This window comes from Mesorhizobium sp. RCC_202 (assembly GCF_041355295.1).
GTDB lineage: Bacteria > Pseudomonadota > Alphaproteobacteria > Rhizobiales > Rhizobiaceae > Mesorhizobium.
Genome location: NZ_JBFUPO010000006.1, coordinates 60,054 through 86,195, shown reverse-complemented (window position 1 = coordinate 86,195; position 26,142 = coordinate 60,054). Strand labels below are relative to the sequence as shown.

The window sequence follows — 26,142 nt, the reverse complement described above, 5'->3', positions numbered from 1 at the left end:
CCATGTGTGGCATCGCTGGAATTCTTCTGGCGCACGAGGCCGCCGATCCCGGGTCATTAAGGGCAATTGGCCAAATGACATCAGCCCTTCGTCACCGTGGACCGGATGGCCAGGGACTCTGGACAGATCGTGAAGCCGGTGTGGCTTTCGGTCATCGGCGCCTGGCCATTGTCGACCTGTCGGAGGTGGGGCACCAGCCTATGCACTCAGCGAGCGGTCGGTATGTCATCACCTTCAATGGCGAGATATACAATTTCACCGATCTGCGCCGCGAATTGGAAGGTTCGGGCCATAGCTTCCGAGGCACCGGCGACACGGAAGTCATGCTGTGCGCGATCGAGAGCTGGGGCCTTGAGGCAGCACTCTCGCGCTTTGCTGGCATGTTCGCGTTCGGCCTGTGGGATCTGCAGACCCGGACCCTTCACCTTGCACGCGACAGGATGGGTAAAAAGCCGCTTTATATCGGCCTGACGCGCGAGGCGTTGATTTTTGCCTCGGAGTTGAAGGCGATCGACTGCTTTCCGGCCTTCTCCGTCGAACTCGATATTGGCGCCGCCGCGGCGATGCTTTCGAAAGGGTGGGTGCCCGACGATCGCTGTATCTGGCAAAGAGCGTTCAAGTTGCCGCCTGGTTCGATGATGTCGATAGCGGCGGAGGATCTTGCCAGCGCGCGCAGCGTCGGCTCCCTTGCGCATCGCATTCGGTATTGGTGGTCACTGGCCGAAGTCGCCTCGAAAGCGCAGCGGGAACAGGCGACCGGCAGCGATGAGGAACTGACCGCCGAGCTTGACGATCTGCTCCGCCTTGCCGTGCGCGATCGAATGGTTGCCGACGTGCCGCTTGGCGCCTTCCTGTCGGGCGGGATAGACAGTTCCGCAGTGGTGGCCCTGATGCAGGCGCAGTCCGCCAGGCCGGTGCGCACCTTCACCATAGCATTCGGCGAGCTCGGGTTCGACGAAGCCCCACATGCGGCGGCCGTGGCGCGGCTGCTGGGTACCGACCACACTGAACTTTACCTGGAACCGTCTGCCGCCCGCGACGTCATTCCGGAACTGCCGCGGGTGTGGGACGAGCCGTTTGCCGATGAATCCCAAATCCCGACACTGATGGTCTCGCGGCTCGCCCGCCAGCACGTCACCGTGGCTTTATCGGGTGATGGCGGCGACGAATGCTTCGCGGGCTACTCCAGACATTTCCTGGCCGCCCGTCTGAGAAGGCAGCTTGAGCTTCCGACGTCACTTCGTCGAATGTTGGCTGCGGGTGTGGGATTGCTGGCTCGAGCCCCGTTGCACGATCTCACTGACAGGTTGCCGCTTTCAGCGAATATGCGGCACGCACTGCGAAGCGACCGATTGGACAGGCTCCGCCGATTGCTCGAGGCAACAAATGAGGATGATCTGTTTCGGCGGCTGGCCGGCGTTTCCTCCGAGAACCTTCTTTATCACCAGGCGCCGGCACCGCGTGGCGTGCCACCACAGCTCGACGACCTGCTATCCCGTCTGCTGTTCGACGACATGAGCGACTATCTACCCGGCGATATTCTGGTGAAGCTCGATCGCGCCAGCATGGCCAACGGCCTCGAGAGTCGCTGCCCAATTCTCGATCATCGCGTCGTCGAATTTGCCTGGCGCTTGCCGACGAATGCCAAGGTGCGAAATGGCAAGGGCAAGTGGCTTCTTCGCCAATTGCTCGGCCGTTATTTGCCGCAACGGCTGGTCGATCGACCAAAGCAGGGTTTCGACGTTCCCGTTGGAGGCTGGCTTAGGGGACCTCTGCGCGTATGGGCATCGGATCTCATTGCTGGAATACGCCTCTCAGGCGACGAGATCCTGGATTCTGCCAAGGTCGACGCCTGCTGGCGCGATCACGTCGATGGAGGCCACGACCGTGCGCGCGATTTGTGGCCGGTGTTGATGTTCCAGGCATGGCACAACGAGGCCATGCGGCCATCGAGGCCTGCAAACTGCCTTTCTCACGAGATCGAACTCCCCAGAGGTATGAGATGGAAGGTTCAGTAGCCAGCCGCACCAAACCTCGGCGCATCACGCAAAACGCCGTATCTGTGCCCGAAAACGGCGCCGGTATCAGGCGACCGCTGCGTCAGCGCATGGAAACGCCAACGCCTTTTCATCAACTCGTCGTCGTCATTGCGAGAAGGAAATGGTTCGTGCTGAGCATGGTCCTTCTCGGTGGCATCCTGGGTGGACTTGCGGGGCTGTCTCGTCCTGTACTGTTTGAAGCGACGACGCAGATAATCATCGAAGCGCCAAGCAGGAGCGCCGGCAGTACCGAGTCTGCTCAAGACCTGCTGGATTCGAGCATTGACGACCATCTGACCATGCTTTCGTCGCAGGCCCATCTGCGTCGAGTTCTGGCGGCGTTGCGAGAAATGAAAACCAACGCGGCCGGAAAGAACGAGACCAGCCCCATCCCCGCCGACCTGGGAAGTACAAGCACGCTCTTGAATGATCTCCTGAACAGGTTTTGGCCACAAAGCGGGCCCGTCATGACGGGGCAAAACGATGTGGATGGCGCAGGACTGAAAAGGCTGCGGAATGGCATGCGGGTCGGACAGGAATTGCGGTCGCGCGTCATTACCATCGGCTTCACCGATTCCGATCCGGCCCGGGCCGCACTGATCGCAAACACATTCGCGAAAGTTTACATCGATGACCTGACCCAAACGCGTCGCGCATCGGATCAGCAGGAACTCGGTGCTGTGGTCGCCAGCCTGCCGCAGGTCCAAGGCAATCTGGTCACGGCCACCGATCGTCTGGAGACATATAGACTGACCCACGGTGCCGTCGATCAAAGCGCGGCGGACAACGCGGCCAACGAGGCTGCTGGGCTCAACCGACAGATTTCCCTGTCGAAAGCCGATCTCTCGGCCGCGGAAGCGCGCCGCGGACGTCTCCAGGATCTGCAAAAGGCGAATGCGCCGGTTTCAGCGGTCGCTGCCGAATTAGCGTCGCCGGTCCTCACCGAACTGGTCACTCGCCAATCCAATGCCGGCGCGACGGACAAGGACCTGACCAGTGCGATCAATCTCCAAATCGAACAGGGCATCGCCGGACTGGACGCCGAGGCAAACATCTACCGCGCGCAGGTTGCGGTACTTGAGGAGCGTAAGAATGTCCTTGATGCGGTTGTCGCCGATACAGCCAGCCGGCTTTCCGGCTTGCGTGCGCTCGAGCCACAGGTCGCCATCGTAACGCAGCGGTACAATGACCTTCTGGGTCGGCAACAGGATTTGATTCGGCGCGTTGCCAGTCCCTCTCCCGGTGTCTGGATTCTTTCGGCGGCATGGCCCCCGACAAGTCCCAAGACGCTGCCGTGGATTTTCGTGGTTCCGCCCGGGATGATCGTCTTCGGTCTCCTTGGGGCTGCCTTCGTCATGGTACGCGACCGCTTCAACAAGACGTTGCGCAGCCAGGCCGAGGCCGAGTCCTCGCTTGGCGTTCCGTGCATAGGACTGCTTCCCAGGGTCCGCCGGGTGCATGCAAAGCACTTGCGGCACCTGGTTCTGGGTCAACAGAATTCCGCATTCAGTCGCGCCGTGATGTCGCTTCTGGTTACTGCCGCGCCTACCCAGGGAAGGCATTGCGCGCCGCACATCATCCTTGTCACGTCCAGCGTTCAGGACGATGGCAAGACCGAGCTGGCATGGAGCCTGGCGCTCGCGGCGACACGACTGGGGCGCAGAAGGGTGCTCTTCCTCGACCTCGATCGCAAAGACGCGCGGCTCACGAATGAATTCCGTGCTGACCATACAACGGTCGCAGCCCACAATTCCTTTGGAGATTACGTGGGTGAGCGTTGCGCCTTGAGGGATGCGATTACGACAATGCCTGATATCGGCATCGACCTGATGGCTCCTCCCGCGCCTGCGGATGATATGCTGACCCTGTTGTCCTCGGTGGACAGTTCCCAATTCACGGAGGAACTGCATTCCATGTATGGGACCGTAATCATAAATGGACCGTTGGGGATCGCGCTGCCCGAGACCAGATTGCTGAAGCACTGGGCGGACGCGATTCTCTTTGCAGTTCGTTGGGGCGGGACCCGACGCGGCGTCGCGCGCAGTGTCCTCGACCAGCTCCAAGGTGGAGGCGCGACCTCCATCCCTGTCGGCAGCGTTCTCACACAGGTAAACCTGAGAAAGCACGCCGGCTATCATCTCGAGGATAGCGTGGATCTTCTGCTCGAGAGGGCTTGATGACAAGCATAACCTCCGTCCGCAAAGGTCGCTTACAGGAACCACGAAAGAGCACTCCTCGTTCTGGTCTGAGCCAAGATGATCATTGAACTCTTCGGACCGCCGGGATCTGGCAAGACAACTTTTGCTCACGCGCTCGCCCAACGGCTGCACGAGGGAGGTCACCATGCGAGGGTTGCGTTAAGTTACCGGCCAAGCAAAAGGGCTGGGATTTTCGATCTCGGGTTTTTTTTGTTTATATCAAAAATAGTATCTGCTGTATTAGCGACGTCAAAGATACTGCTTTCTTCATGGGGGACGGACGATATTTCGACGTCGCTCTCCATAGTAAGATTAGTCCCACCAAAAAGCAGAATGTGGCGCGCTCGCATCTGGCAATATATTTTACAGCTTTCCCGCTACTGGGGACAGGCCGAGAACTCGTCTGATATCATAATATTCGATCAAGGGTACGTTCAATCAATTGGATCTCTGGCAACGTTCAACGGATGTACGGACAAAGCCGCGCTGGCCAAGGCGCTCGGCCTGGCGCCCAAAGCAGATTTCACCATCCGGGTTGTGGTGCCGTATGCGCTCGTCGAGACCCGCCTGAGACGACGCATGGAACACGAGCCGCCGGCGGAACGAATTTTCGAAGCCGACCTCGATACGAATATGCGCTCTTTTGGAGTATTCGGGGCTATAAATGATATTCTCATAGACTCAGGTCGGGAGGTTATTTCCGTCGAATTTCAAGATGGCCATTCGACACTGAAAAGTATTCTGCAAGTCGAAGAGAGAATCATTTCGACGATTTTGCCGAGAGATGGCGAGGCAGCGGCTCAAACGGGCGAGGGGCCAAATCGCGACTCAGCCAGTATCGACGATCTTGGGAATGCGACGTTGCCAGGCGGTGTCACATCAGCAACGCCTGTGCCGATCAATGAAGGCGGCAATCCAGCTTCGCCGCGGAAGGTAGACATGGGCCGGCGCCTTGTCCAGGCCAGCGTCTTCGCCCTCTTGGTCTACATTGGCGGCGCGGGACTGACCAGCCTGGCGCAATTGTTGATTGCGCGTCTTATCGGCCCTCGCAACTACGGCATCTACTCCTACGTCCTGGCTTGGACCTCGATGCTTGCCTATCTGGCGACACTCGGTTTCAACGTATCGCTGTTGCGTTTCGTCCCCGCCTATAGGGCGAGCGGGCGTCTTGATCTGGCTCGAGGGGTCATAAAATTCGCTCTGCAAAGATCGCTGGTGACCGCGACGCTGTTCGGGATGGCGGGCGCTGCTTTTTTTCTGATCTTTTCGGATCACGCGCAGAGAGGGCTTGAGATAAGCATCATGCTCGGTATGGCGGCCGTGCCATTGATTACCGCCTACGCCCTCGGCGCCACGCTCGTACGGGCTTTCGGCGGTGTCGTCTCGGCGCTGTTGCCGGAGCGGATCGTGCGGGACGGTCTCCTGCTGGTATTGGTGGCAATCGCTGCTGTCTCCGGGCTTCGGGCTGTGGACGCGCCAATGGTAATGCTGGCTGCGCTGCTAAGCTCTGCCATCACCGTCGGGCTGGTATTCGCCACCGCAGCGAGGCTTGAACCGCCCGGCCTGCGGCAGGCTGGGACCAGCTATGCATCAAAGGAATGGTGGCTTGCGGTTCCGCCCCTCATGCTCATCACCGGCCTCGATGTATTTGTCAGCCGGGCCGGCGTGATGGTGCTTGGCTGGATCGGCCACATTCGCGAAGCGGGGATCTTTGCATTGGCATTGAACGTGGCGCTCCTCGTCGGGCTTTCCCGCATCGCCGTTGGCACGATGTTTTCGCCGACAGCAGCGGATCTCCATGCCAGAGGAGACCGAATTGCGCTCCAAAAGCTGTTCGCAAGAGCCACGATGCTTTCCTTTGGTGGCGGCATCGCGGTTGCTATTCCATTGCTGGTGATTGTCGAGCCTTTTTTGAGCTTTTTCGGCGAGGGCTTCGCTGCTGGGGCGCCCATCGCGCGCGTTCTCATTCTGGGTTATGTCTTTGTCGCATTGTGCGGACCTCAGCAGAACCTCTTGACCATGACGGGGAACGAATGGGATGCGGCAACAACGATGATCGCCGGCGCAGTGGCCAACATCATAGCCTGCGCCCTGGGGGTCGCTCTGTACGGCCTCATTGGGGCCGCCGTGGGTGTCGCGCTGGCGTTGGCAATCTGGAATGTGGCGATGGCGATTTACATTCGCAAACGACTGAAAATCCTGCCGGGTTTGGTTTTTGCGTTGCAGTCGCTTAGAGAGACAACGATCATGAGCAGGCATTGGTATTGGTTGCGCTGACTGTATTTGCTCGCTTCACTATGAGCATCCCAAGACGATCAGCACCATTCGTCGTTCGACGAAGCCTGGAAGCGCTCCAGTCTTCTCAACGGCGCCGCTCGTCCACTACATTGCGGCTCTATCTTGTAGGCCGCAGCAGCCCGAAATAGTGGGAGCGAAGAATTGGCACGGTTGAGAGCAGAGGGTGGATGGAATTGGCACCGCGTCCAAGGTGGCGTGCCAACGGCGGCAAAAGCGTGAGCGCCTTCAGCCGCAGTTCAAAGGATGGAAACAACTCGCTGATCCGCCTTTTGGTCATGGGTCGGATATTTCTGTTCCACGGGTTGGGATATCGCATGTCGTACCAAACGATAACGCCGCCGCTTGCAAGAACGCGCATTATGCCACGCGCGACGTTGTGGGCCATGTTGCGATCAAGGATTGAAGAGAAGACGGTGAAGACGGTGACGATGTCAAAATAGTTGTCCGGAAAATCAATTTCTTCGGCGTTTGCTTCTTTGAAAGTGAAGTCTGGATATCGTTGCCGCGCAGTCTCGATCCGATTTGGCAGCAAGTCGATCCCGACCAGGCCATCGGCCGACACGCCCTGCTGATGGAACAGGTTGAGAAGATCCCCATAACCGCATCCCACATCGAGTATCCGACATCGTGCCAACCCGGGAAACCCGGCGAGGAGGTGCTTCAAGTGCATATTCCTCTCATCCAGGGATCTCAGATAACCGGAGTTTCCGTGGTCATAGGTTGGCTCCCAGCGTCTGTAGAACGCTTTGATCCGGTCGACCTCCTGGCTGTTCATCAATCCAGTCCTCCTTTGGATGAATACGGATGCGCAGTAACTGCACCGGTCCTTCCGCAAGTGCCTGCTATCAGGGAGGAACCAATGCCTTCGGGACTTGGGATCCGTCCGGGTCGAGCCCCGCCCTTTCACGTTCCAGCGCCGCGCGCTCCGATCCCATTCAGGCTACTCGGCACCACCAGAAAGTCGGCTCGCCATCATCGATCGCGTGGCTCCTCGACCCTGCTCGACTTTCGTAGGCAGGCTATGCCCCCAATCGCCGCCGACATCCGCCATATATCGGAGTTGGCCCTAGGATGACGACTGCCGGCTCTGCGATTGTGCAACCGGCTGCATTGGATAGTACGCGCTCGGTGGCGCTAATCGCTGCCGGACGCCGGCGCGCGCTGCCTGGGCCGACCCTTTCAGGGCAACACCGAAATACGCCCTAAAAGAGCCACCAACTCCGCCTGACGTTTCGTCTCGGTCTTGGCAAACAGTGAGGCGAGTTGGGAGCGAATTGTGGTGCGGCTGAGATGCCAACTGCGAGCGATCTCCAAGGGGGCGTCGCCTTGCGCCAACCGCAACGCGAGTTGCGTTTCCGCGCTCGTCAGCCCGAACATCCTTTGCAGCGTCTGAGGATTGGTCGCCGACCTGTTGTCGCGGTCCAGCAGCGCGACGATACTTGTCGAGTCAGGTGCGATCACGCCCGTCTCATTCAGTATTACCGGCCGGTCGCCTCTGCACCGGATCACGATCCATGAGAGGGAGCCTGGCAGGAAACGAACCGGAACATTCGCAATCAAATGCCTTAGCCCGGTGGAGAGCTCGGCGGCCGTGTCAGCCGCTTCGCCCTGACGCTCAAATGTGTTCTGAGCGGCCGCGTTCCATTCGATGACTTTCTTTTCCCGGTTCAGCACCAGAAAACCACAACCGATGCGGTCAAGCATACCGGTAATGGATTGCAAGCCACGTCGTTGCGGCGCATCGATCGAGCGGTCTGCGCCATGTGACGAAAGTCGCGCATATGTTCGGCAGACATTTCCGGGCTCGATGTATTGATGACCCGCAATCGTATCATTGTGCCTGTCAACTAAACTCATGGCCTCTATCCCAACCGTAACTGCTGCCGCCAGGATTTAACTCTTCGCGAGCTACTTGTGGTATCCCTCTGGAATACGTGCGTCTCCTACCGTGAATGTCGACTCGACCGGAGGTGCGTGCTTCGGATTTCTGACCCGCTGCAAGGCGGTAAAACCTGGTTGCAGATAAAGCCCCTTCGGGTTGGATTTTATTCGTCGGCTAAGGCGAAGCAAGGCGGCAGTGGTACTAGGTTGCCCCCGTTTGGCCTAGTCTCGACGGCCTAGTCCGAACGTTGTAGTCTGATGCATGGGTTTGTATTTGCGTTGGCCGGGTTCGAATATCCCAGGCAGACCATTAGCTCATCTGGCTTCGGTAGCGGTGCTGGCAGCCACCCTGGCAGTCGAAGCAGCAACGTCAATCTACGTCGGTCGGGACATTGCGTTTATTGCGTTTGTTCCTGCCATTGTCGTCATCGCATATCTTGAAGATCGTCTGGCCGCTATCGCGGCGACGCTTCTGGCCGCGGCCGCCGGCCTATGGGCGCGGTACGCCCTGAACACCCAGATTACCGCTGAGGATTGGACGCGCGCCATCCTTCTGCTCGCCTCGGGGGCGGCAATTGCCATGATTTTCCACCGCCTGCGACACGATTTGCGCCAGGCGCTCGATGTGGCGGAGGCGAGGCTGTCTGCCGTGGAGGCCACCGAGAGCCGCTACCGATGGGCCTTCGAGCGCGCTGCGATGGGCTTCGCAAACACCAACAGGAAGGGCGAGGTGCTGCAATCCAACAGGCGCCTTTGCGACATGACGGGTTACAAGGAAGAGGAGCTTGCCCAAATGCCGCTCGCGGCACTCGTTTATCCGGACGATCGAGATGTCGTGCAGGAGTTGTTGGACGGTCTCGACAATGACGCAATGTCGTTCGGATCCGAGGTCCGGTTGCTTAGGAAGGACGGCACCGTCCTATGGGCTCGGTTGACCTTGTCTTCGTCCCGGCCTGCGGGGGTTCTTTCGGAGAGCGTCTTTGTGGTGATCGACGATATTTCTGAGCGACGAACGGCGCGCGAGGTTCTCCAAGCGCAAAAGGAATGGCTCGATCTAGCCCTGTCGGCTGGGCGCCTGGGGACATGGCGAACCGACGTGAAGGACGGGACAATCACAGGCTCGAATAAGTTCTGGGAGATTATCGGCGTGGCTCCGGCTGCACTGCGCCCGCTGGAAGACCTGTCGCCCGTGGTCCATCCGGCTGACTGGCCAAAATTGGCGGCCTCGATAAGACCTTCGTCGACACCATATTTCGACACCGAGATTCGCGTCCGGCGGACGGATGGTCACGTCCGGTGGGTTGCCCTGCGCGGGCGTCAGGAAAAACACGATGACCGTCTTTTACGCATCGGAGTGGCGGCTGATCTGACCGAGCGTCGGCAGACTACGCTTCTGCGCGCCGCAGCAAAGAAGCGCGAGCGTATCATGCGCGAACAGCGTCACCGCTTCAGCAACCTCTTCCCGGTAATCCGGGCGCTGGTGACAATGATCGATGTACCCAAGGACGGCGTTGCAGAATACAAGGAGATGCTGATCGATCGGATTCGCGTGCTCGAGGAGACACATCTGCTCCTCTCACACCACCCCAACGCCTCAGGGACGCTGCAGGATCTCGTTGCTCGAGAGTTGCAACCTTTTGTGGAGACGCGGGGCGTAACGATTGGCGGCCCGTCTCTGACGCTGTCAGCCAGTGCCGCTGAAAGTTTCGCGATGATTGTTCACGAACTCACCACCAACTCCGTCAAGTACGGCGCCCTTGGTGACCCGCAAGGCCGGATCGACGTGAATTGGGTGTTTGCATCCAGTGATGAAGGGGACGACGTCGTGTTCGATTGGGTTGAATGGGGGCGGAAGAAGAATTCAAGAGTGGCGCGCCATGGGTTCGGTTCCATGATAATTGGTGCCGACGGCACGCCGATTATCGGCCATTCCCCCAAACTGGAAATATCTGACCAAGGACTGCGATATTCGTTGCGGTTATCGCGGAACGAAGTCAGGTCCTAACCGACATTTTTTGAGAGCCAACCCCGCAGAAGAACCGCCGCTTCGGTTCTGTTTCGGGCTCCAAGCTCGCGCAAAACGGCGGCAGCATGGATTTTCGTCGTTGCCTCCGCGATGCGCAAATTGCGGGCAATCTCCTTGTTTGAGTAGCCGTCAGCCATCAGCTTCAGGACCTGCGTCTGCCTCAACGTGAGCCTGCTGAGATTGGCCGGGCCGACATGTCGGCGGGGCGGGGATTCCTCAGGAGGCAGCGGGGGATGGGAACCCGATCGCGCAGACGTTCGAGACAGCAGTGCTGGAACATAGATGCGGCCGGCGAGGATTTCGTTTACAGCCAGCACAACCTCGTCATCCCTTTGCGATTTTACAATGTAGCCGTGAAGCCCGATCGAAAGTGCCTTGAGAATCTCGGCGCGCGAATCATCGGCGGAGACAATGGCGAAGCGGGTATTGGGATAGGCAGACAGGACGTCGCCGAGTATCCCCTGGTCAAACAGCCCCGGCATATTCAAGTCCAGAATCGCAAGATCGATCGACGCCTGCTCCTCCAGAAGAGCGATCACGGCGTCGAAACATGCGGCGTCAAATATTTCGATGCCTGGAATCCCCGCCGTCAGTGCCAATCGCAGGCCACGGCGATACAAACCATGGTCGTCAGCGATGACGATCCGATACATTTCACGACCCCAACGCTTACCTGGTTCGCGGCGCGACGACCAGAACCAGCCTAACCAACTCTATTCCTGCGATGCATGACCGTGATGAGCTTGAAAGCGTGGCCAACCGCGTGTCGATGCCTCCCAAGCGAGATCCGCGACCTCCTGCCGGCAAATCTCCTATGGCTAATATAATACTAAATATCGAAATATGCTCCCGGCAACATTGAGCGTACGTTTCCAACATTCGGGACCGAGCGGCCAGGCACGCGTGACAATCTCGCTTTTGCCAAGCGGCAGCTGGGCAGTGTCGCAACCCGGCAGCTCCTCGTCTTTCTGCTGGCACCTGCGTGTGCATTCACAACGGTCCTGATTTCTGACGCCCGTCGTCTTGGACGGGCGTGGCCGTTCCACGAGACGTCCGAAACTTACCATTCGAATGCACGACGACACCCGTCCGGTGTGCCCATACCATCCGCATATAAGGTTCGAATTGGTGCATGAGGACGGCGACCCGCCGAGCGCCCATTCGACGTCGACCCCGGACGATGACGTTTGGGCGGAATGAGTTTGGGAGGATTGCATGAAAGCTGTGATTCAATGCGGCGGAATGGGAACACGCCTTCGGCCCTTCACATCGGTCTTGCCTAAGCCACTCATGCCAATTGGTGCCAGGCCGGTTGTGGAGCTGCTTCTGAAATGGCTGCGGCGCAACGGAATCGAGGACGTCTACATCACGACCGGTTATCTCGGCCACTTGATCCGAAGCGTGTGCGGCGACGGCTCGCAATGGAATCTGAAAATCAGCTACACGCAGGAAATGGAGCCTCTCGGCACCATCGGACCACTCTCCTTGATAAGGGATGAACTGACCGAACCTTTTGTCGTGCTCAACGGCGACGTCCTTACCGACCTGAGCCTCAGTCGTTTTGTCGCCGCTCATCGTATGCACACGGACCCGGTGACGATCGCCACCGCCTGCCGCCAGATCAAGATGGACTTCGGTGTCATCGACGAAATCAACAATGCCGTCCAGATCTTCCGTGAGAAACCGACGCTTTCGCATCTCGTCAGCATGGGGATTTACTGCATGAACCCGGATGTTCTGCGGTTCATCCCTTCCGGCATCCCATTCGGTTTCGATGATTTGATGTTGCAGATGATGCAGGGCGGCACGACCGTGCACGTGTACAAGCATGATGGGCTCTGGCTCGACATCGGCCGAGTAGACGACTTTCAAAACGCGCAGGCGATTTCCTGGGAAGAGCAGTCGGCTTCGATCGAGGTCGCTGCCGCGGCGGCATGACAAAACCAGATGTCACCTGAACCTCAACACCTGGTTAGGAGGTCATGATGCTCCTGGTAAGTGCGCCGATCCTGGGCATCCCCGAGAAGGCAGCTCTATCGAAGGTTATTGATAGCGGTTGGCTGACAATGGGCGAGCGGGTGAGGGCCTTCGAGGAGGCCTTTGCAGTTATGCACGGGGCAGACGATTGCGTCGCAGTGAGCTCTTGCACAGCGGCGCTTCATCTCATTCTCCACGCTCTGGGAATCGGGCCGGGCGATGAGGTGCTGGTGCCGGCGCTGACTTTTGTGGCGACCGCAAACGCGGTGCTATATGTCGGCGCGACGCCGGTCTTTGTCGATATCGAGTCTTCCGACGTGCCGTTGATGTCGATCGCCGAAGCCGAAGCGCGATGCACGTCGCGCACCAAGGCCGTAATTCTCGTTCACTTCGCGGGCTATCTCGCCAACGCGGAGCAATGGCAGCGGTTTGCTCGCGCTCGAGGGCTGCATATTGTCGAGGACGCCGCCCATGCTCCCGGCTTGAAGGAAGTGGGACAATTCGGCGCCGCGGCCGCCTTCAGCTTCTACGGCAACAAGAACATGACCACGGCGGAAGGTGGAGCGGTGATTGCCCGTGACCCGGATCTGCGTGACAGGATCCGCCAGGCCCGCGGACATGGGATGACCACTGGAACACATCAACGACTGAACAGTCGTTCGCCGCAGTATGACGTTACCATGCTTGGATTCAATTACCGCATGGACGAAATGCGGGCGGCGATCGGGCTTGTCCAGCTGCAGAACCTGCAGGAATGGAACGAGATCAGGCGTATCGTGGTCGTCCTTTATCGGCGGCTCATGGCAACACACTGCCCGGCCGTGACAATCCCTTTCAGCGAGCCGCGCAGATCGGCCTACCACATTATGCCGATCCTCCTGCCGCGCTACGTGGTGCGGCAAGACGTTATCGACGAATTGCGCGCACAGGGAATACAAACCACGATCCATTATCCACCGGTGCACCAGATGACGCTCTATCGCGAGCTTTTTCCGGGCACCCATCTGCCGCGGACAGAGGACTTTGCCCAGCGAGAGCTGACAATTCCCCTGCATCCCCAAATCACCTCACCTGTCGCCGAAGCCGTCGTGGCAGCTCTTGCAGCCGCGCTCGACAGCTGCGCCCAAGCAGGAACTGCTGCATGAACGCACTGGATCTTTCCCTTCACCGGCGTTTCGCCTCCAGTGCGTCCCACGGCTTTGTCAGACGAACGATCGATCTCGTCGTTGCCAGCGCCGCGGCCGTCATACTTGCACCGCTGATGCTGGTGATCGCCATGGCCCTCTTGCTGGAGGGAGGGCGTCCCATTTTGTTTGTGCAGACCCGCCTGGGCGCGGGTGCTCAGCCCTTCCACATGTACAAGTTTCGCAAGTTCGATGTGAGATGCGATCCTGACGGTCTCGCGCTTACCGTTGTGGGCGACGGCCGACTGACGCCGGTTGGCCGATTCCTGGCCGCGACAAAGCTCGACGAGTTGCCACAGCTATGGAACGTGCTGATCGGCAACATGGCGATCATCGGACCGCGGCCGGAGAGTATGGCTTTCGCGGATTGCTTCTGCGGCGGGCTTGAGGCCGTTCTACAATACAGGCCCGGTTTGCTCGGCCCGACCCAGGTGCTGTTCCGGCACGAAGCCCATTTCATTCCGCCATCGATGGATCCGGTCCGCTTCTACCGCGAGATCCTGTTTCCAGCGAAGGCTCGGATCGACCTCTCCTACTATCCGAAGCGTACGATCCGTTCCGACATCGTCTGGATTTGGCGTGGCTTTCTGGCGGTGTGCTTGGTCGGATTCCACCGCCGGAGCCCGTTTGAAGCCTGAGTGCAGGCTTAAGCCATCAAGGAATGCCGGTCATGAATTACAAGGGCAAGAAAGTTCTGGTGACGGGCGCGGATGGATTTATCGGATCGCATCTTACCGAAGCCCTCGTTCATCAGGGCGCGGATGTCACTGCCTTGGCCCTCTACAATTCCTTCGATAGCCATGGCTGGCTGGATGATTTGCCCGACAATATTCGAACGCAGCTCAAACTTGTGCGCGGCGACGTTCGTGACAGCGCATTTGTAAACCGGATCATGCGTGGTCAGGCCGTGGTGTTTCATCTCGCCGCGCTCATTGCGATTCCTTATTCGTACGCCGCCGCCCAGTCATATGTGGAGACCAACATTCTGGGCACGGTGAACGTTCTCGAAGCGGCTCGTCAATGGGAGACAGAGCGCATTGTGCACACCTCGACCAGCGAAGTGTATGGCACCGCGCTGACCATGCCCATCACCGAAGCCCATCCATTTCAGGGGCAATCGCCATACTCGGCATCGAAGATCGGGGCGGACATGATGGCGGTGTCCTACGCCAGGTCGTTCGATGTCCCCGTCGTCATCATGCGACCTTTCAATACGTATGGCCCACGGCAAAGTGAAAGGGCCATTGTGCCGACCATCATCAGGCAAGCTCTGGATCCAGACTGCATTGCAATCATGGTCGGGGACACTAGCCCTATTCGTGACCTCACTTTTGTCGAGGACACGGCAGCGGCCTTCCTAAGCGCGGGGCTCGCCGGATTGGAATTCGGCCGTGCCTACAATGCCGGCAGCCAGCGCGCGGTGACCATCTCTGATGTGCTGGATCTCGTACTTGAGCTGAGTAGCGCCCAGAAACCTGTGCACCGCGACGAAAGCCGCTTGCGGCCACAAAACTCTGAGGTTCGCGCTTTGCTCGCGGATTCCTCGTGTTTTGAAGGCGAGACCGGATGGCGGGCCCGCACGAGTTTGCGCGATGGCCTGGAGCGAACCATCGCATGGTGGCGGGCACGGATCAGTCAGGGCCGGGTACGCCGAGAAAAAGGTTATATGACATGACCCCGCTCCGCCGGCGTGCATTGGCGCTGCTGCCGATTGTGATTGCCGGCATCGTGGCCGTGGCCGCGGGCTTGCATGGCGCGGGGGGGCGGGAGAACAGCGAACGAGTGCAGTTCATCGCACCGGTGACGAAAAACCTGCCGGACTATTTGCACCCCACGAGGGATCCGGCGTCGGGCACGGTTTTCGTTCGCATTACCAAACCCGGGAGCCTTGGCAACGGCATCGTATGCTCAACGCAGTATTGCACTCATCGTTATTCAAGTGCCCAAGCCTGGAATGCGGATCAGAGTCTTCTTGTCATCAGCAATGGCTGTGGCGGCATGTGTTTTGTCGACGGCCACACCTACGTTCCTTTGTTTCACCGCAGCCGTTCGTCCGAGTGCGAATGGCATCCCAAGGATCCTAACCTGATGATCTGCGTTCAGGGTCGGGAAATCTCCACTTGGGCGCCACGCAGCGGCCATGAGGACATCAGGTTCCTGTCGGCGGACTACACCAATCTCGGGTTCGGGCCGAATAAGGGTAACCCGAGCCGCGACGGCAACCGGATTGCCGTGCGCGCGACGCGCAACGATGGCAAGGTTGTGGTCTTTGGTTACGATCTCGAATTGAAGCGGAAATTCCCTGATATCGAGCTTGACCTGCTTCCGGGTGCCAACAGTTCCTGCTCGATTTCTCCGCTCGGCACGAACATCCTATGTTCTCAGCAACTGCCAGACGGCACCGAGCCGTCCTTCATTTTCTCCATCGACGGCACGTTGCATGAGAAATGGGTGGAACATCACCGGCCCGGTCATGGCGACATGACCGTGGATAGCGACGGGAGCGAAGTCTACGTCGGGATCAGCAAATCGTATCCGGACAAATATCAAGTCATCAAGCGGCGGTTGTCAGACGGCAAGGTCACCTCGTTGATGCGGTATGGCGAAGCCCAGCATGCATCCCTCAGATCCCTGGCAAGACCCGGCTGGGTGTTTCTGAGCTATGGCGGTTATCCCGATCAGGTATTGAAGCATCAGGATTGGGCGCCGTATGCGCAGGAAGTGATCGCACTCCGCATCGATGGCAGCGGCGAGATCCGGCGTATCGTGAACACCCGGAACATCCCTTTCGACTATTGGAGCGAGACGCATGCCTCCCCGTCTCCAGATGGCTCACAAGTCGTCTGGTCGAGCAATTGGGGAGTGCCGGGCGGACCGGTCTACGATTTTGTCGCGCGTGTGGATTGGCCCGGGGATCGAATTTTGACCCAGAAGGAGACGATCGCAAAATGGCCTTGACCAGTCGAATTGTCCTGACCTGGCTCGCCGCGATGTCGGTCATACCGATCGCCTCCGCAGCGGATGTACAGCCCTATCGGCTTTCTCCTGGCGACACCGTCGAGATAGGAGTTGCCGCGCTCTCCGATCGAACGCAGCGTGCGGTGATCCAAATGGACGGCACGATCGCGCTTCCTGAAGTGGGGATGATCTCAGTCGGAGGCCTGACCTCGGCCGAATTGCAGGCACGCATGGAAGCGATCCTGCCGACCAAGATTTTCCACCTGCGCCTGGCTGACGGGCGAGAGCAAATGGTCGTTGTCAGGCCGGGCGACGTTAGCGCCGTCATCGCGGAATACCGCCCAATCTATGTGACCGGCGACGTGCTTACGCCAGGACAGCAGGCCTACCGCCCGTTGATGACGGTGCGGCAAGCCATTGCCGTCTCGGGCGGCCTCAGCCTGTTGCGGTCTCGGGCTGTCCAGAACGGCCCAGACCCGGTTGACCTGCGGCGCGACTATGAATCGCTGTGGGGTGAGTACACCAAAGATTATTTTCACGGCGCCCGCGTTCGCGCCGAGCTTCAAGGCCAGCCGACGTTTGACGAGCAGACACCACAAGGCTCCCCTTTGTCTCCAGCTGTTGGGGCCGCGATCGCGCAAGCCGAAGCAGACGCGCTGAAGATTGCCCTGAACGATTTCCAGCAGGAACAGAGCTATCTTGAGAAAGGCAACACCGACACGGCCGCTCAGATCGAGGTTTTGCTCAAGCGCCAACAGGTTGAGGCCGAGGGCGTGAAAGCGGATGAGGAGGATTTGGCGCGCGTAACGAAGGTGTTTGAGGCTGGCAATCTTACCAACAACCGGCTCTCCGACGTACGACGCGCCTTGCTTCTCTCTTCGAGCGGAGCGCTTCAAACATCGGTGGAACTGATGCGGGCGCGACGCCAGCAGGAAGACTATGTCAGGCAGCACGAACGCAATGACAATCAACGAAGGATTGGTCTGCTGACGGATTTGAAGGATACCAATCTACGACTGGCCGATGTCACTGCCAAGCTTCGTGCGGCCAGCCAGAAGTTGCAACCGACAGGGACATCCGCCCAGCCGTTGCCGGTGGCCGGCGAAACGATCCGTGCTCAAGTCAATATCGTCCGGAAGGTTGGCGAAGAGTGGCGGACATTATCGGCCGAGGAAGACACCGTAGTACTGCCCGGAGACACCATCGAGGCAAGGTTCAGCAGCGATCTCCAGGGTGTAGCGATCCAATAGGCCTCCTGTATCGCGGGCCACCTACAAACGGGCGTTTGGGGGATTCGCTGAACCCATCGTGGATGGTGTCTTGAGCAAATCAAAAGGAACAGTTTCGTGAGGCTCAATTCCAAGCGTGTGGCGAAACCGACGCGATCAAGGAATATGATCGCCGTTGCCGCCGAAGCGATCTACCCGTTCGATACACCCTCGTCTGCAACTGCTGTGCCGGAACATCAAGCCGATGAGATCGGAATCTGGCAAAAGCTTAGGTCGAGCCGGCACGATGCTCCGGAAGGGGACCGGGTGTCCGACGATTATCGGTCCAGCCATTGTGGGCTTGGGTATGGCGAACATTACAACAAAACGCACGAGTCAGGCTATTATGGCGCGCTTTGGGCAAAGGTCGAAAAACCGCTCGTCCTTGAGGTTCTTGGTCCGATGGGGGGAGTTGGCCGAAAGTGCCTCGATTTCGCATGCGGTACAGGCCGCATTTCCAACATCGCAGCCGAATGCTTCAGTGAGGTGGTGGGCGTCGACGTCTCTCAATCCATGCTTGACTGTGCTCGGGTTCCTCCCAATGTCAGATTGCTCCACGTGGATTTGACAGTTGGGCCTCTCGATGAAACCTTCGATGTCGCAACAGCGTTCCGTTTTTTTCTGAACGCCGAGGATCAACTCCGGATTGAAGCACTGAAGGCGATACATCGGCAATTGAACGACAGCGGCCGGCTCGTGTGCAACGTTCACATGAATTCGACCTCGCCCGTTGGCGTAGCGTGCCGTCTCATAAACTGGCTGCTTGGGCGCACGATCCGCAATACGCTAAGCACCACTCGATTCGAGCAGCTTCTGACGTCATCGGGTTTCATTGCCGAGACGGTCATACCGTACGGATATCTGCCGCGGCCGGGGCGCCTCTCGCCACGACTCTGCGAAGCGTTGATCTTGCCGGTTGAGAACGCCTCCAAGGCATTGGGATTTCCAGGGCGGCTGGCACAGCACTTCTTGGTTGTTGCAAGAAAGCGATAAAAAGGTCGCGGCCGAGCCAGCAAAACCAATAGCTGTATCAACCATGCTTGACTGCCGGATAAGCGAGACGGGGGACGGTTCTAATCACCACGCCGTCTGCCGGATAGATCACATCATCATGCTGGTAATTTGCAAGCGAAGGCTTCCCCACCGTTATCCCACGATTTGATGCTTCATTTCGAGGTTTCTAGGAGGCGCGTCACGATTTTGCTGCATTTGCGCCAAAGGCACGTAGGTTAGCGGGACGTAATGTTCGCCAGTGGAGGGAAGCAATCTGCTTCCAGAAGGTAGGAGCTTGTCGGTTTTCGTAGGAGCCAATGTTGCCACACGGCACTTTGGCGTGAAAGGCCGTAGGCCATGAACCAAGGGGAACGGCTCGATCTCCGTTCTGCCATACTTGACTGTGTGCCAGCGCTTGTCGGTGTGGGGGTGTTCTCGGCGGTCATCAACATTCTCGCTCTGACCGGCTCCATCTACATGCTGCAAATCTACGATCGCGTTCTGCCCTCACAGAGCGTTCCCACACTTGTCGGATTTACCATAGGGATGCTGGGTCTATACGCGGTCTATGGACTGCTGGACTTTGTGCGCCTTCGCCTGCTGGTTCGAATCGGCAATCGTCTTCACAAGAATCTCCAACAGCGGGTCTTCGCTGTCTCACTTTCCCTCCCGCTCATCGCCGGGCTGGGCGCGAGCCGGGTGCGGCCGCTCCATGATCTGGATCAAGTGCGTGGATTTCTTTCAGGATTGGGGCCGACCGTCGTCTTCGACGCCCCCTGGATGCCTTTCTATCTGGTCATCATCTACCTGCTACATCCCTCGCTGGGTATACTCGCAACGATCGGGGCGGTGGTTGTCGTCCTGTTGACGCTGGTCGCAGAAATCCTCGGCCGTGGAACGGCAGCGCGCGCTTCTGAAGCGCTTCTGATCCAGCGTAATCTGGCCGACTCCAGCTACCGCTATGCAGAGGTCGTGCGTGCCATGGGCCTTTCGGGGCGGCTCGGCCGGCGCTGGAGCGCGATCAACCATGCCTATCTGCTGCACCAGGAGCGGCTCTCCGACATCGTTGGTGCAACCGGTTCGCTATCGAGGGCCCTTCGCATGGCGTTGCAATCTTCCGTTCTGGGGCTTGGCGCGTATCTCGTGATCGGGGGCGAGGCTTCACCGGGTGTGATCATTGCATCCTCCATCTTGCTGGGCCGATCGCTGGCACCCGTCGACGCGGCGATCGCAAACTGGAGAGGGTTCGTGGCATTCCGGCAGAGCTATTCCCAACTGGCGGCGGCGTTGGACAATTTTGGTGGCCAGAACGAGTTTATGGAGTTGCCACGCCCCCTGGCCATGTTGGCGGTTGAAGAGCTGACAATAGTACCGCCAGGCCGGCAAAAACCGACCGTGGTCAACGTAAGCTTCCAACTGTCAGCGGGCGCCGGACTGGCCATCGTCGGCCCCAGCGGATCCGGAAAAACCACGCTCGTACGCGCTTTGGTCGGCGTATGGAAGCCGTTTCATGGAACGGTAAGGTTGGATGGAGCCTCGCTCGATCAATGGGATTCGGAACGGCTCGGTGGCCACATTGGCTATTTGCCACAGGATGTTGAACTGTTCGATGGCACGGTTGCCGATAACATTTCCCGGTTCGGCGGCAAGGGCGACGCAAAAGGCGTGCTGGCAGCTGCCGGAGCGACCGGCATCGACAAAATGATCATGCGTTTGCCGCAAGGCTTCCAAACACGCGTAGGGGAAGGAGGAAGCGAGCTTTCAGCCGGACAGCGACAACTTATCGGGCTCGCCAGGGCACTCTACGGTGATCCGTTTCTGGTCGTTCTCGACGAGCCGAATTCAAACCTGGACGTCGACGGCGATACCGCGTTGGCCGGGGCGATTCTGGCGGTGCGTCGGCGTGGCGGCATTGTCATCGTTGTTGCGCATCGACCCTCCGCTCTCACCAATATCGACACGGTACTCGTAATGTCGAATGGGCAACTTCATTCTTTTGGCCCCCGCGAGGACATCCTTGCGAACGTTGTCCGGCCCTTCGCGTCAGTTGCGGAACGACAAGGCGCTGTCGTCCCGTTGCAGAAAGGAATGGGCGGCCATGCGTGAGGTCTTGCCCTGTGTCTGATGCGGCCATGTCGCCACGTGCCCCGGCCGGTCGTGCAAGCCGGGTAGCGGGGACCAATCCGCTCGACGCATCGGACGGCATCCGCGCTAATCTAATCCTGGGCCTGGTGACTATAATCCTGCTGGTTGCCGGGGGAGGGCTTTGGCTCGGTTGGACCAAGATCGCCGGCGCTGTGATCGCGCCCGCCACGGTGGTGGTCGAAAGCAACATAAAGAAAATCCAACATCAGACCGGCGGCACCATCGGCGGTATTTTCGTGCAAGACGGTGATCATGTGCATGCTGGCGATGTGGTAGTCAGGCTTGACGATACCCTGACACGGGCCAACCTGCAGATAATCGATGAGGACTTCGACCGCGCGACTGTTCGTCTTGCACGACTTGAGGCTGAGCGTCAGGGGCTGCCGGAGATGATGCTTCCGGCCAGTCTCGAGGCCGAGAGGGGCAAGCCGGGACTGGCCGAGCTTGTCAATGGTGAGCGTGCCGTGTTCGAAAGCCGTGCGACTGCTTTGGCCGGACAGAAGGCACAATTGCAAAGCCGCTCGAAGCAACTCGAGAATCAGATTGAGGGACTGAAAGCGCAACAGGCCGCGACAGACGAGTCCGTGATCCTCCTGGATCACGATCGGACCGACGTCGAAGCGCTCTATTCGAAAAAGCTGGTGTCCAAGGACAGGTTGAGCAACATCAGGCTGGAGGCGACGCGAGCCCACGGCGAATCCGGACGCCTCGCGGCGGCTGTCGCGGAGGCGGAAGCCCGGGTCAGCGAGACAGAGCTGCAAATCCTCCAACTGGATGAGCAAAGACGCAGCGACGTAACGAGCGAGCTCCGCGAGACGGAAGCCAAGGTGACGGAACTTAACGAGCGCAGAGTTGTGGCGCAGGACGAGTTGACCAAGACAACCATCCGCGCTCCGCAGTCGGGAACAATACAGGAATCGTCCGTCCACACGATCGGCGGTGTGATCGGTGCCGGGGAAGTGCTCATGATGGTTGTTCCCGATGCCGACGATCTCGTCGTGGATGCGCTCGTCCCGCCATCCCGCATCGATGATGTTCGTCCTGGTCAGTCCGTGTCTATCCGCTTTCCGGCCTTCGATGCCGGCACGACGCCTGCCTGCCAAGGCAAGGTTCGGCGCGTTTCGGCAGATCTGATCAAGGATCAGCAACACCAGCTCTCGTATTTCTCGGCGCGTATCAGTGTTGAAAACAAGGTGGACTGCCTGACGGGAGCAAAGGTACTCAAACCGGGAATGCCCGCCGAGGTCCACATAAGAACGGACCAGCGCAGTGTCTGGTCCTACTTGCTGAAGCCTCTCAACGATCAGCTGTCCCGGGCTTTTCGCCAATAGGAGGGCGAAGTTGGTCGCAAGCTTCGATCACTTCAACGCAGGGCGGAACCTTAGTCGTCGGTGTCATGCGATGCGGTAGCGGACAGTAGCGTTGATGCGGACAGGGTCCACCGCCAGTTCACTCGGCCCGACCACTTGGCTGGCTCCAGGCGGCCGGGCCTAACCGACATTTGTTTGGGTAGGGGTTCGCCGGCTGATTCAGCATGGACTTCGGTGGGACGAACCGCATCATTCGAATGAAGATGAGATTGTATTGCCATATCGACGCCTTCGCATGCGCGATTTGCGTGTGGAAGACAGCGCAGCCGGCTCAAAGCGACATTGCGGCGTTCAATGTGTAATTTATGCCATGCCAATCGCCCGACGTCCTGAAGACGGGTGGGCCACGGACCTACCGTCGACGGAACGATGGCGTCACGTTTTCGTGTCAGCGTGAGGCGACCGCCATCAAAATCGAGCTCCACCGCTGGTTCGCTCATCCCGAGGGGATCATGGCCATCCGTGGATTATAGAAGGAGCAGCGCCGCTATCGCAAAAACAGCGGATACATAAATCCCGATAATCACGACAAGAATTCGGATCAGCAGAACATCATTGTATCTTGGTGCGGTCATGTCCCTTCGTGCGGGTACCGCAGCGGGGCCAGTTTCCGTTGGCACAGTCCCGGCGCTCCGCAATGCGTTGTCATTGTGCGCATGCGTCTGAGAGACACGGCTGGCGATACTGCCTCCGATCAGCGGATCGTTTGCCGATAAAGTTGCCCAATCCAGCACTGTTCGGATGTCGTCACTACGCATGGCGCGCGTTCCTGATTTCTCGCCTAACTTACGAGATAACATTAGGTTCCGCTAAGATGTCTCCATCGGACTTGCCGTGACGCGATAGGTGTCTTCGCAAACGCCGTTGTCGCCAGACACGACCTCATCGACGTTGAGCCGGCAAGACGGAACATTAGCCATCTCTAAAAGTTGATGTTGGCGGCGGGTGATGCCCTCCATCCCCTGCCGAAGATCGGGTCTCCGATCGGCCCGCGTTCTTTGCCAGAGGCGCGGGCTTCCACGAACCGGGAGAGAGACCATGAATAGGATTATTTGGCTCGTTGGAGCCATTGTCATAGTCATTGCAATTCTGGGCTTTTTGGGACTGCGGTAACGCAAGAGATGCCCCAATCCGTCGAACCACCAATATTACCTGACGGCAATCCAGATCGGGCGGTCAACTGTGAAGTTGCGTTGGAACCCGCGTTTGCGGAATTGGTGACTGCCGCAGAAGCACAAGGGTGGACGCCGCATGAAAGCGCCGAAGCGCTGTTGAAGATCGCGCGCGAGCACCTGCGGAAGATTGAGGCTAGTTTGGTAGATGAAGCCTGATTGGGAGTCGTTCGCCTGAGCGGATCTGCTGGCTGACCGTGCCGACCGAAACGTCAAGTTCGTCGGCCGCGGTCGTCACGTTCCATCGAAGCGGCTCAAAGGCCTTTGTCGTATGCATAAGGAGCGTTTGATCCGCAGCCGATGTCGAGAAAGGTCTTAACTCTACAGGTCTCCCACCAAGCGAAGGGCTGTCCGGGGAAGTTTTGGATGTCTCGAAATGCCGCAGGCGCATGCCCCCGCAAGACAGGTTTTCCGTCTATTTTCTGGTTTAAGCGTGTCTTCAGATCGCAGGTCCAGGCCGACCCTTAGAGCAACTTGAGCTTAGCCTTTCGCCACCATCCTCGCCCGAGAAGTCCTGATGGTCTGAGCACGTGAAGCATTTCGACACGCGGCCGTGATGTCGCGTTCACCGGCAGAGGTGATTTCGCAGGGAACTGAAGAGAAGGGCTGGTGTTTCTCGGCGGATTCAACGTCGCGCTCAACCTGGCGATCGCCGCCGCGAAGGCGAGCCTGATTCATGCACTTGACCGGCACCTTGCCGCGGCTCGCCGTTCCGGCTTCCGGACTTTGGCTCGTCATCCTGTTCGGGCTGACGCTGATCGGCCGATAGCCAGCCGTGACCCGAGTCCGAATGAAAGGTCAGGTTATAGGCTGGCATTCCCTGAAAGCGGTCGCCTTATTGCGGTCATGCTGGATCATGGCTTCGAACGTTCACGAACGAGGTATTGTTAGCTAAAGTCGACTGTATGGCGGTCACGGTACCATACGGAAAGACTTCTGATTTTGGCCCACGAAAATGTCAATGAAATCAACGCTCTTGCTAAGTCCTCCCGGCCCACCATGATCATTGATTTCGCAACGAAAAAATGCATCTATTTGAAGCAATGACGGTACTTTTCGAGGCGGGCTAAGGCGTGCCAGCAAACGCCCCAAGGCACAAAAATTGCCGATTGGTCCCGATAGTTGGTGAAACCTCAAAATATTTTTTGCGACGATTTTCCCTTTAAAATCAAAAGCGTAGTTTTTTGACGGTTCTAGTGTCGGCATTGTCGGGATTCTAAAAAATAATTGACAGTAATTTCAATGAGTTATCTGCTGTTTGAACAATCGAGTGGGAGTGAGGGGTATGGGATATCGTGGAGGGCGCTGGAGTAGAATAACGTAGGAAAGTTAGAGGGTTGCTGACGGTTTTGTTGATGATCCAAGCCCCATCATCGATTGAGACTTCGATCGCTTTAAGTTGTTGTTTTTTCAAGCGGTCTACCGCCCCATCCGTTGATGCAGCTCCGCACATATGACGGTGTTTCCGACGGTCCTTCTCAAGGATGATAAGCGGTTTTTGGATAAGACCGTCAGGTAAACACTGCCGATATGACGGTCTTTTTCCGGAGATCGGGTCGGCGATCGACGGCGCGATACAAATCCTCGAAAGACGGGCGACGCGATCCGAGGTTCCGCATCATGGCCGGAATTATAGTCTCCGCCGGGGCCTTAGGCTGACGCGGTTGAATCCGTCAGGCTCTCGGACCGTCGCGGACAATCGGTTCGATAGTCACGAATTTTCTTTCACATAAGCGGTAAGACCTTTCACGAGATGGTCGAAGAGCAAGCGTATGCGGCGCGTCGCCTTCGCATCTTCGTGCATGACAAGCCACATTTCGCGCGTGAAGGTGAAGGTCTTCTCCAAAATGTGGACGAGATCCGGGTTTCGGCGTGCCGTATTTACGTGAAGGGAACCAATGCCGATCCCGGCGCGAAGGGCCGCCGCCTGCATTGATGCGCTGTCGCAGCGAAAACCGAACTGCGTGCGGCTTGGCGGAGGCGCGCCACCGTCAGCAGGCCGCAGAATATGCTGGTCTTCGTCAAAGCCGATCAGACGGTGCCCACTGATGTCTGCCGGCGCCTTGGGCACGCCGAACACATTAATGTAGCTGCGATGCGCGAACAGTCCGAGCTTCACCTCGCCAATGCGGCGCGCGATCAACGCCTGTTGCGTCGGCCGGACCATGCGAACGGCAATATCGGCGTTGCCGCGCAGTAGGTCTTCATTCCGATTGGAAAGTTTGAGTTCGAGCACGATGCCCGGATATTTTGCGCAGAACGGACTCAGAATTTCCGGCAGAACTTCCTGACCGATAAGCTCAGCAGCGGTGAGCCGGACAACGCCGCTCTCGTCGCGTGTCTCACCAGACGAAGCACGCTGTAAGGCCCCAGCGGCGATGGCCATCGTCTCGGCGTGAGGAAGCAGTCTGCGCGCCGCTTCGGTCGGCACGAGGCCGCTAGGCAGGCGAGTGAACAACCGCGCGCCGATCAGGGTTTCCAGCGCTTCGATGTGTCGGCCCGCAGTCGGCTGAGTGACGCCGATCCTTTGCGCTGCTTTGGAAAAACTTCCATCGCGGACCACCGCCAGAAAGGTTCGGTAGAGATCCCAGGAGGGTTCCGTTTTTCCCATGCATAAATGTATAGCGAAAGAA

At 58.5% G+C, this 26,142-nt stretch carries 19 protein-coding genes; 13 read left to right on the top strand and 6 right to left on the bottom strand.

Annotated elements, in window-relative coordinates:
* The first annotated feature begins 2 nt into the window (after window positions 1–2).
* The 3 genes from asnB (at window position 3) to AB6802_RS15590 (ending at window position 6,514) form a co-directional block, all read left to right on the top strand.
* Window positions 3–2,018, top strand: coding sequence for an asparagine synthase (glutamine-hydrolyzing) (gene asnB / locus AB6802_RS15600; protein WP_371011024.1), 2,016 nt, complete (start codon window positions 3–5; stop codon window positions 2,016–2,018).
* Entirely contained in the window at window positions 2,003–4,216 is a 2,214-nt protein-coding gene (locus AB6802_RS15595; protein ID WP_371011023.1) for a GumC family protein, read from the top strand. The genes asnB and AB6802_RS15595 overlap by 16 nt, the downstream gene beginning before the upstream one ends.
* A gap of 354 nt (window positions 4,217–4,570) precedes the next feature.
* Window positions 4,571–6,514: a lipopolysaccharide biosynthesis protein gene (locus AB6802_RS15590; RefSeq protein WP_371011022.1), complete on the top strand. Its 1,944-nt coding sequence runs from the start codon at window positions 4,571–4,573 to the stop codon at window positions 6,512–6,514.
* 118 nt (window positions 6,515–6,632) lie between these two features.
* Here the strand turns inward: AB6802_RS15590 and AB6802_RS15585 are convergent, their stop codons facing one another.
* Together AB6802_RS15585 and AB6802_RS15580 are read right to left on the bottom strand one after the other, a co-directional pair.
* Window positions 6,633–7,310 carry a class I SAM-dependent methyltransferase gene (locus tag AB6802_RS15585; RefSeq protein ID WP_371011021.1) on the bottom strand — a complete coding sequence of 226 codons (678 nt, stop codon included), beginning with the start codon at window positions 7,308–7,310 and terminating at the stop codon, window positions 6,633–6,635.
* A 404-nt stretch (window positions 7,311–7,714) separates the two neighbouring features.
* Window positions 7,715–8,392 carry a helix-turn-helix transcriptional regulator gene (locus tag AB6802_RS15580; protein ID WP_371011020.1) on the bottom strand — a complete coding sequence of 226 codons (678 nt, stop codon included), beginning with the start codon at window positions 8,390–8,392 and terminating at the stop codon, window positions 7,715–7,717.
* Window positions 8,393–8,678: 286 nt separating this feature from the next.
* Here AB6802_RS15580 and AB6802_RS15575 point away from each other — a divergent pair, with 286 nt between their 5' ends.
* Window positions 8,679–10,421 carry a PAS domain S-box protein gene (locus tag AB6802_RS15575; protein ID WP_371011019.1) on the top strand — a complete coding sequence of 581 codons (1,743 nt, stop codon included), beginning with the start codon at window positions 8,679–8,681 and terminating at the stop codon, window positions 10,419–10,421.
* On the opposite strand, the gene AB6802_RS15570 is transcribed toward AB6802_RS15575, so the two are convergent.
* Entirely contained in the window at window positions 10,418–11,095 is a 678-nt protein-coding gene (locus AB6802_RS15570; RefSeq protein WP_371011018.1) for a LuxR C-terminal-related transcriptional regulator, read from the bottom strand. The genes AB6802_RS15575 and AB6802_RS15570 overlap by 4 nt on opposite strands.
* Window positions 11,096–11,657: 562 nt before the next feature.
* On the opposite strand from AB6802_RS15570, the gene AB6802_RS15565 reads away from it, so the two are divergent.
* The 9 genes from AB6802_RS15565 (at window position 11,658) to AB6802_RS15525 (ending at window position 22,298) form a co-directional block, all read left to right on the top strand.
* Window positions 11,658–12,380 (top strand): NDP-sugar synthase, encoded by a 723-nt coding sequence (locus tag AB6802_RS15565; protein WP_371011017.1) that lies wholly within the window; start codon window positions 11,658–11,660, stop codon window positions 12,378–12,380.
* A 47-nt stretch (window positions 12,381–12,427) separates the two neighbouring features.
* Window positions 12,428–13,564 (top strand): DegT/DnrJ/EryC1/StrS family aminotransferase, encoded by a 1,137-nt coding sequence (locus AB6802_RS15560; RefSeq protein ID WP_371011294.1) that lies wholly within the window; start codon window positions 12,428–12,430, stop codon window positions 13,562–13,564.
* A complete protein-coding gene (locus tag AB6802_RS15555) occupies window positions 13,561–14,241 on the top strand; it encodes a sugar transferase (protein WP_371011016.1) in 681 nt (226 codons plus the stop codon). Before AB6802_RS15560 ends, AB6802_RS15555 begins: the two co-directional genes overlap by 4 nt.
* A 32-nt stretch (window positions 14,242–14,273) precedes the next feature.
* A complete protein-coding gene (locus AB6802_RS15550) occupies window positions 14,274–15,278 on the top strand; it encodes an SDR family NAD(P)-dependent oxidoreductase (RefSeq protein ID WP_371011015.1) in 1,005 nt (334 codons plus the stop codon).
* Window positions 15,275–16,561, top strand: a complete 1,287-nt coding sequence (locus tag AB6802_RS15545) for a hypothetical protein (RefSeq protein ID WP_371011014.1) — start codon at window positions 15,275–15,277, stop codon at window positions 16,559–16,561. The genes AB6802_RS15550 and AB6802_RS15545 overlap by 4 nt, the downstream gene beginning before the upstream one ends.
* Window positions 16,552–17,811 carry a polysaccharide biosynthesis/export family protein gene (locus tag AB6802_RS15540; protein ID WP_371011013.1) on the top strand — a complete coding sequence of 420 codons (1,260 nt, stop codon included), beginning with the start codon at window positions 16,552–16,554 and terminating at the stop codon, window positions 17,809–17,811. Before AB6802_RS15545 ends, AB6802_RS15540 begins: the two co-directional genes overlap by 10 nt.
* A gap of 144 nt (window positions 17,812–17,955) precedes the next feature.
* Window positions 17,956–18,822 carry a class I SAM-dependent methyltransferase gene (locus AB6802_RS15535; protein ID WP_371011012.1) on the top strand — a complete coding sequence of 289 codons (867 nt, stop codon included), beginning with the start codon at window positions 17,956–17,958 and terminating at the stop codon, window positions 18,820–18,822.
* 357 nt (window positions 18,823–19,179) lie between these two features.
* The gene (locus tag AB6802_RS15530) at window positions 19,180–20,928 is read left to right on the top strand and encodes a type I secretion system permease/ATPase (protein ID WP_371011011.1); all 1,749 of its coding nucleotides are present in this window, start codon (window positions 19,180–19,182) and stop codon (window positions 20,926–20,928) included.
* 26 nt (window positions 20,929–20,954) lie between these two features.
* Window positions 20,955–22,298 (top strand): HlyD family type I secretion periplasmic adaptor subunit, encoded by a 1,344-nt coding sequence (locus tag AB6802_RS15525; protein ID WP_371011010.1) that lies wholly within the window; start codon window positions 20,955–20,957, stop codon window positions 22,296–22,298.
* 506 nt (window positions 22,299–22,804) lie between these two features.
* Here the strand turns inward: AB6802_RS15525 and AB6802_RS15520 are convergent.
* From AB6802_RS15520 to AB6802_RS15510, 3 genes are all read right to left on the bottom strand, one after another.
* Window positions 22,805–23,095, bottom strand: coding sequence for a hypothetical protein (locus tag AB6802_RS15520; RefSeq protein WP_371011009.1), 291 nt, complete (start codon window positions 23,093–23,095; stop codon window positions 22,805–22,807).
* A 1,326-nt stretch (window positions 23,096–24,421) separates the two neighbouring features.
* Window positions 24,422–24,715, bottom strand: a complete 294-nt coding sequence (locus AB6802_RS15515) for a hypothetical protein (RefSeq protein WP_371011008.1) — start codon at window positions 24,713–24,715, stop codon at window positions 24,422–24,424.
* A gap of 505 nt (window positions 24,716–25,220) precedes the next feature.
* Window positions 25,221–26,120 carry a LysR family transcriptional regulator gene (locus AB6802_RS15510; protein WP_371011007.1) on the bottom strand — a complete coding sequence of 300 codons (900 nt, stop codon included), beginning with the start codon at window positions 26,118–26,120 and terminating at the stop codon, window positions 25,221–25,223.
* Between the last annotated feature and the right edge of the window lie 22 nt (window positions 26,121–26,142).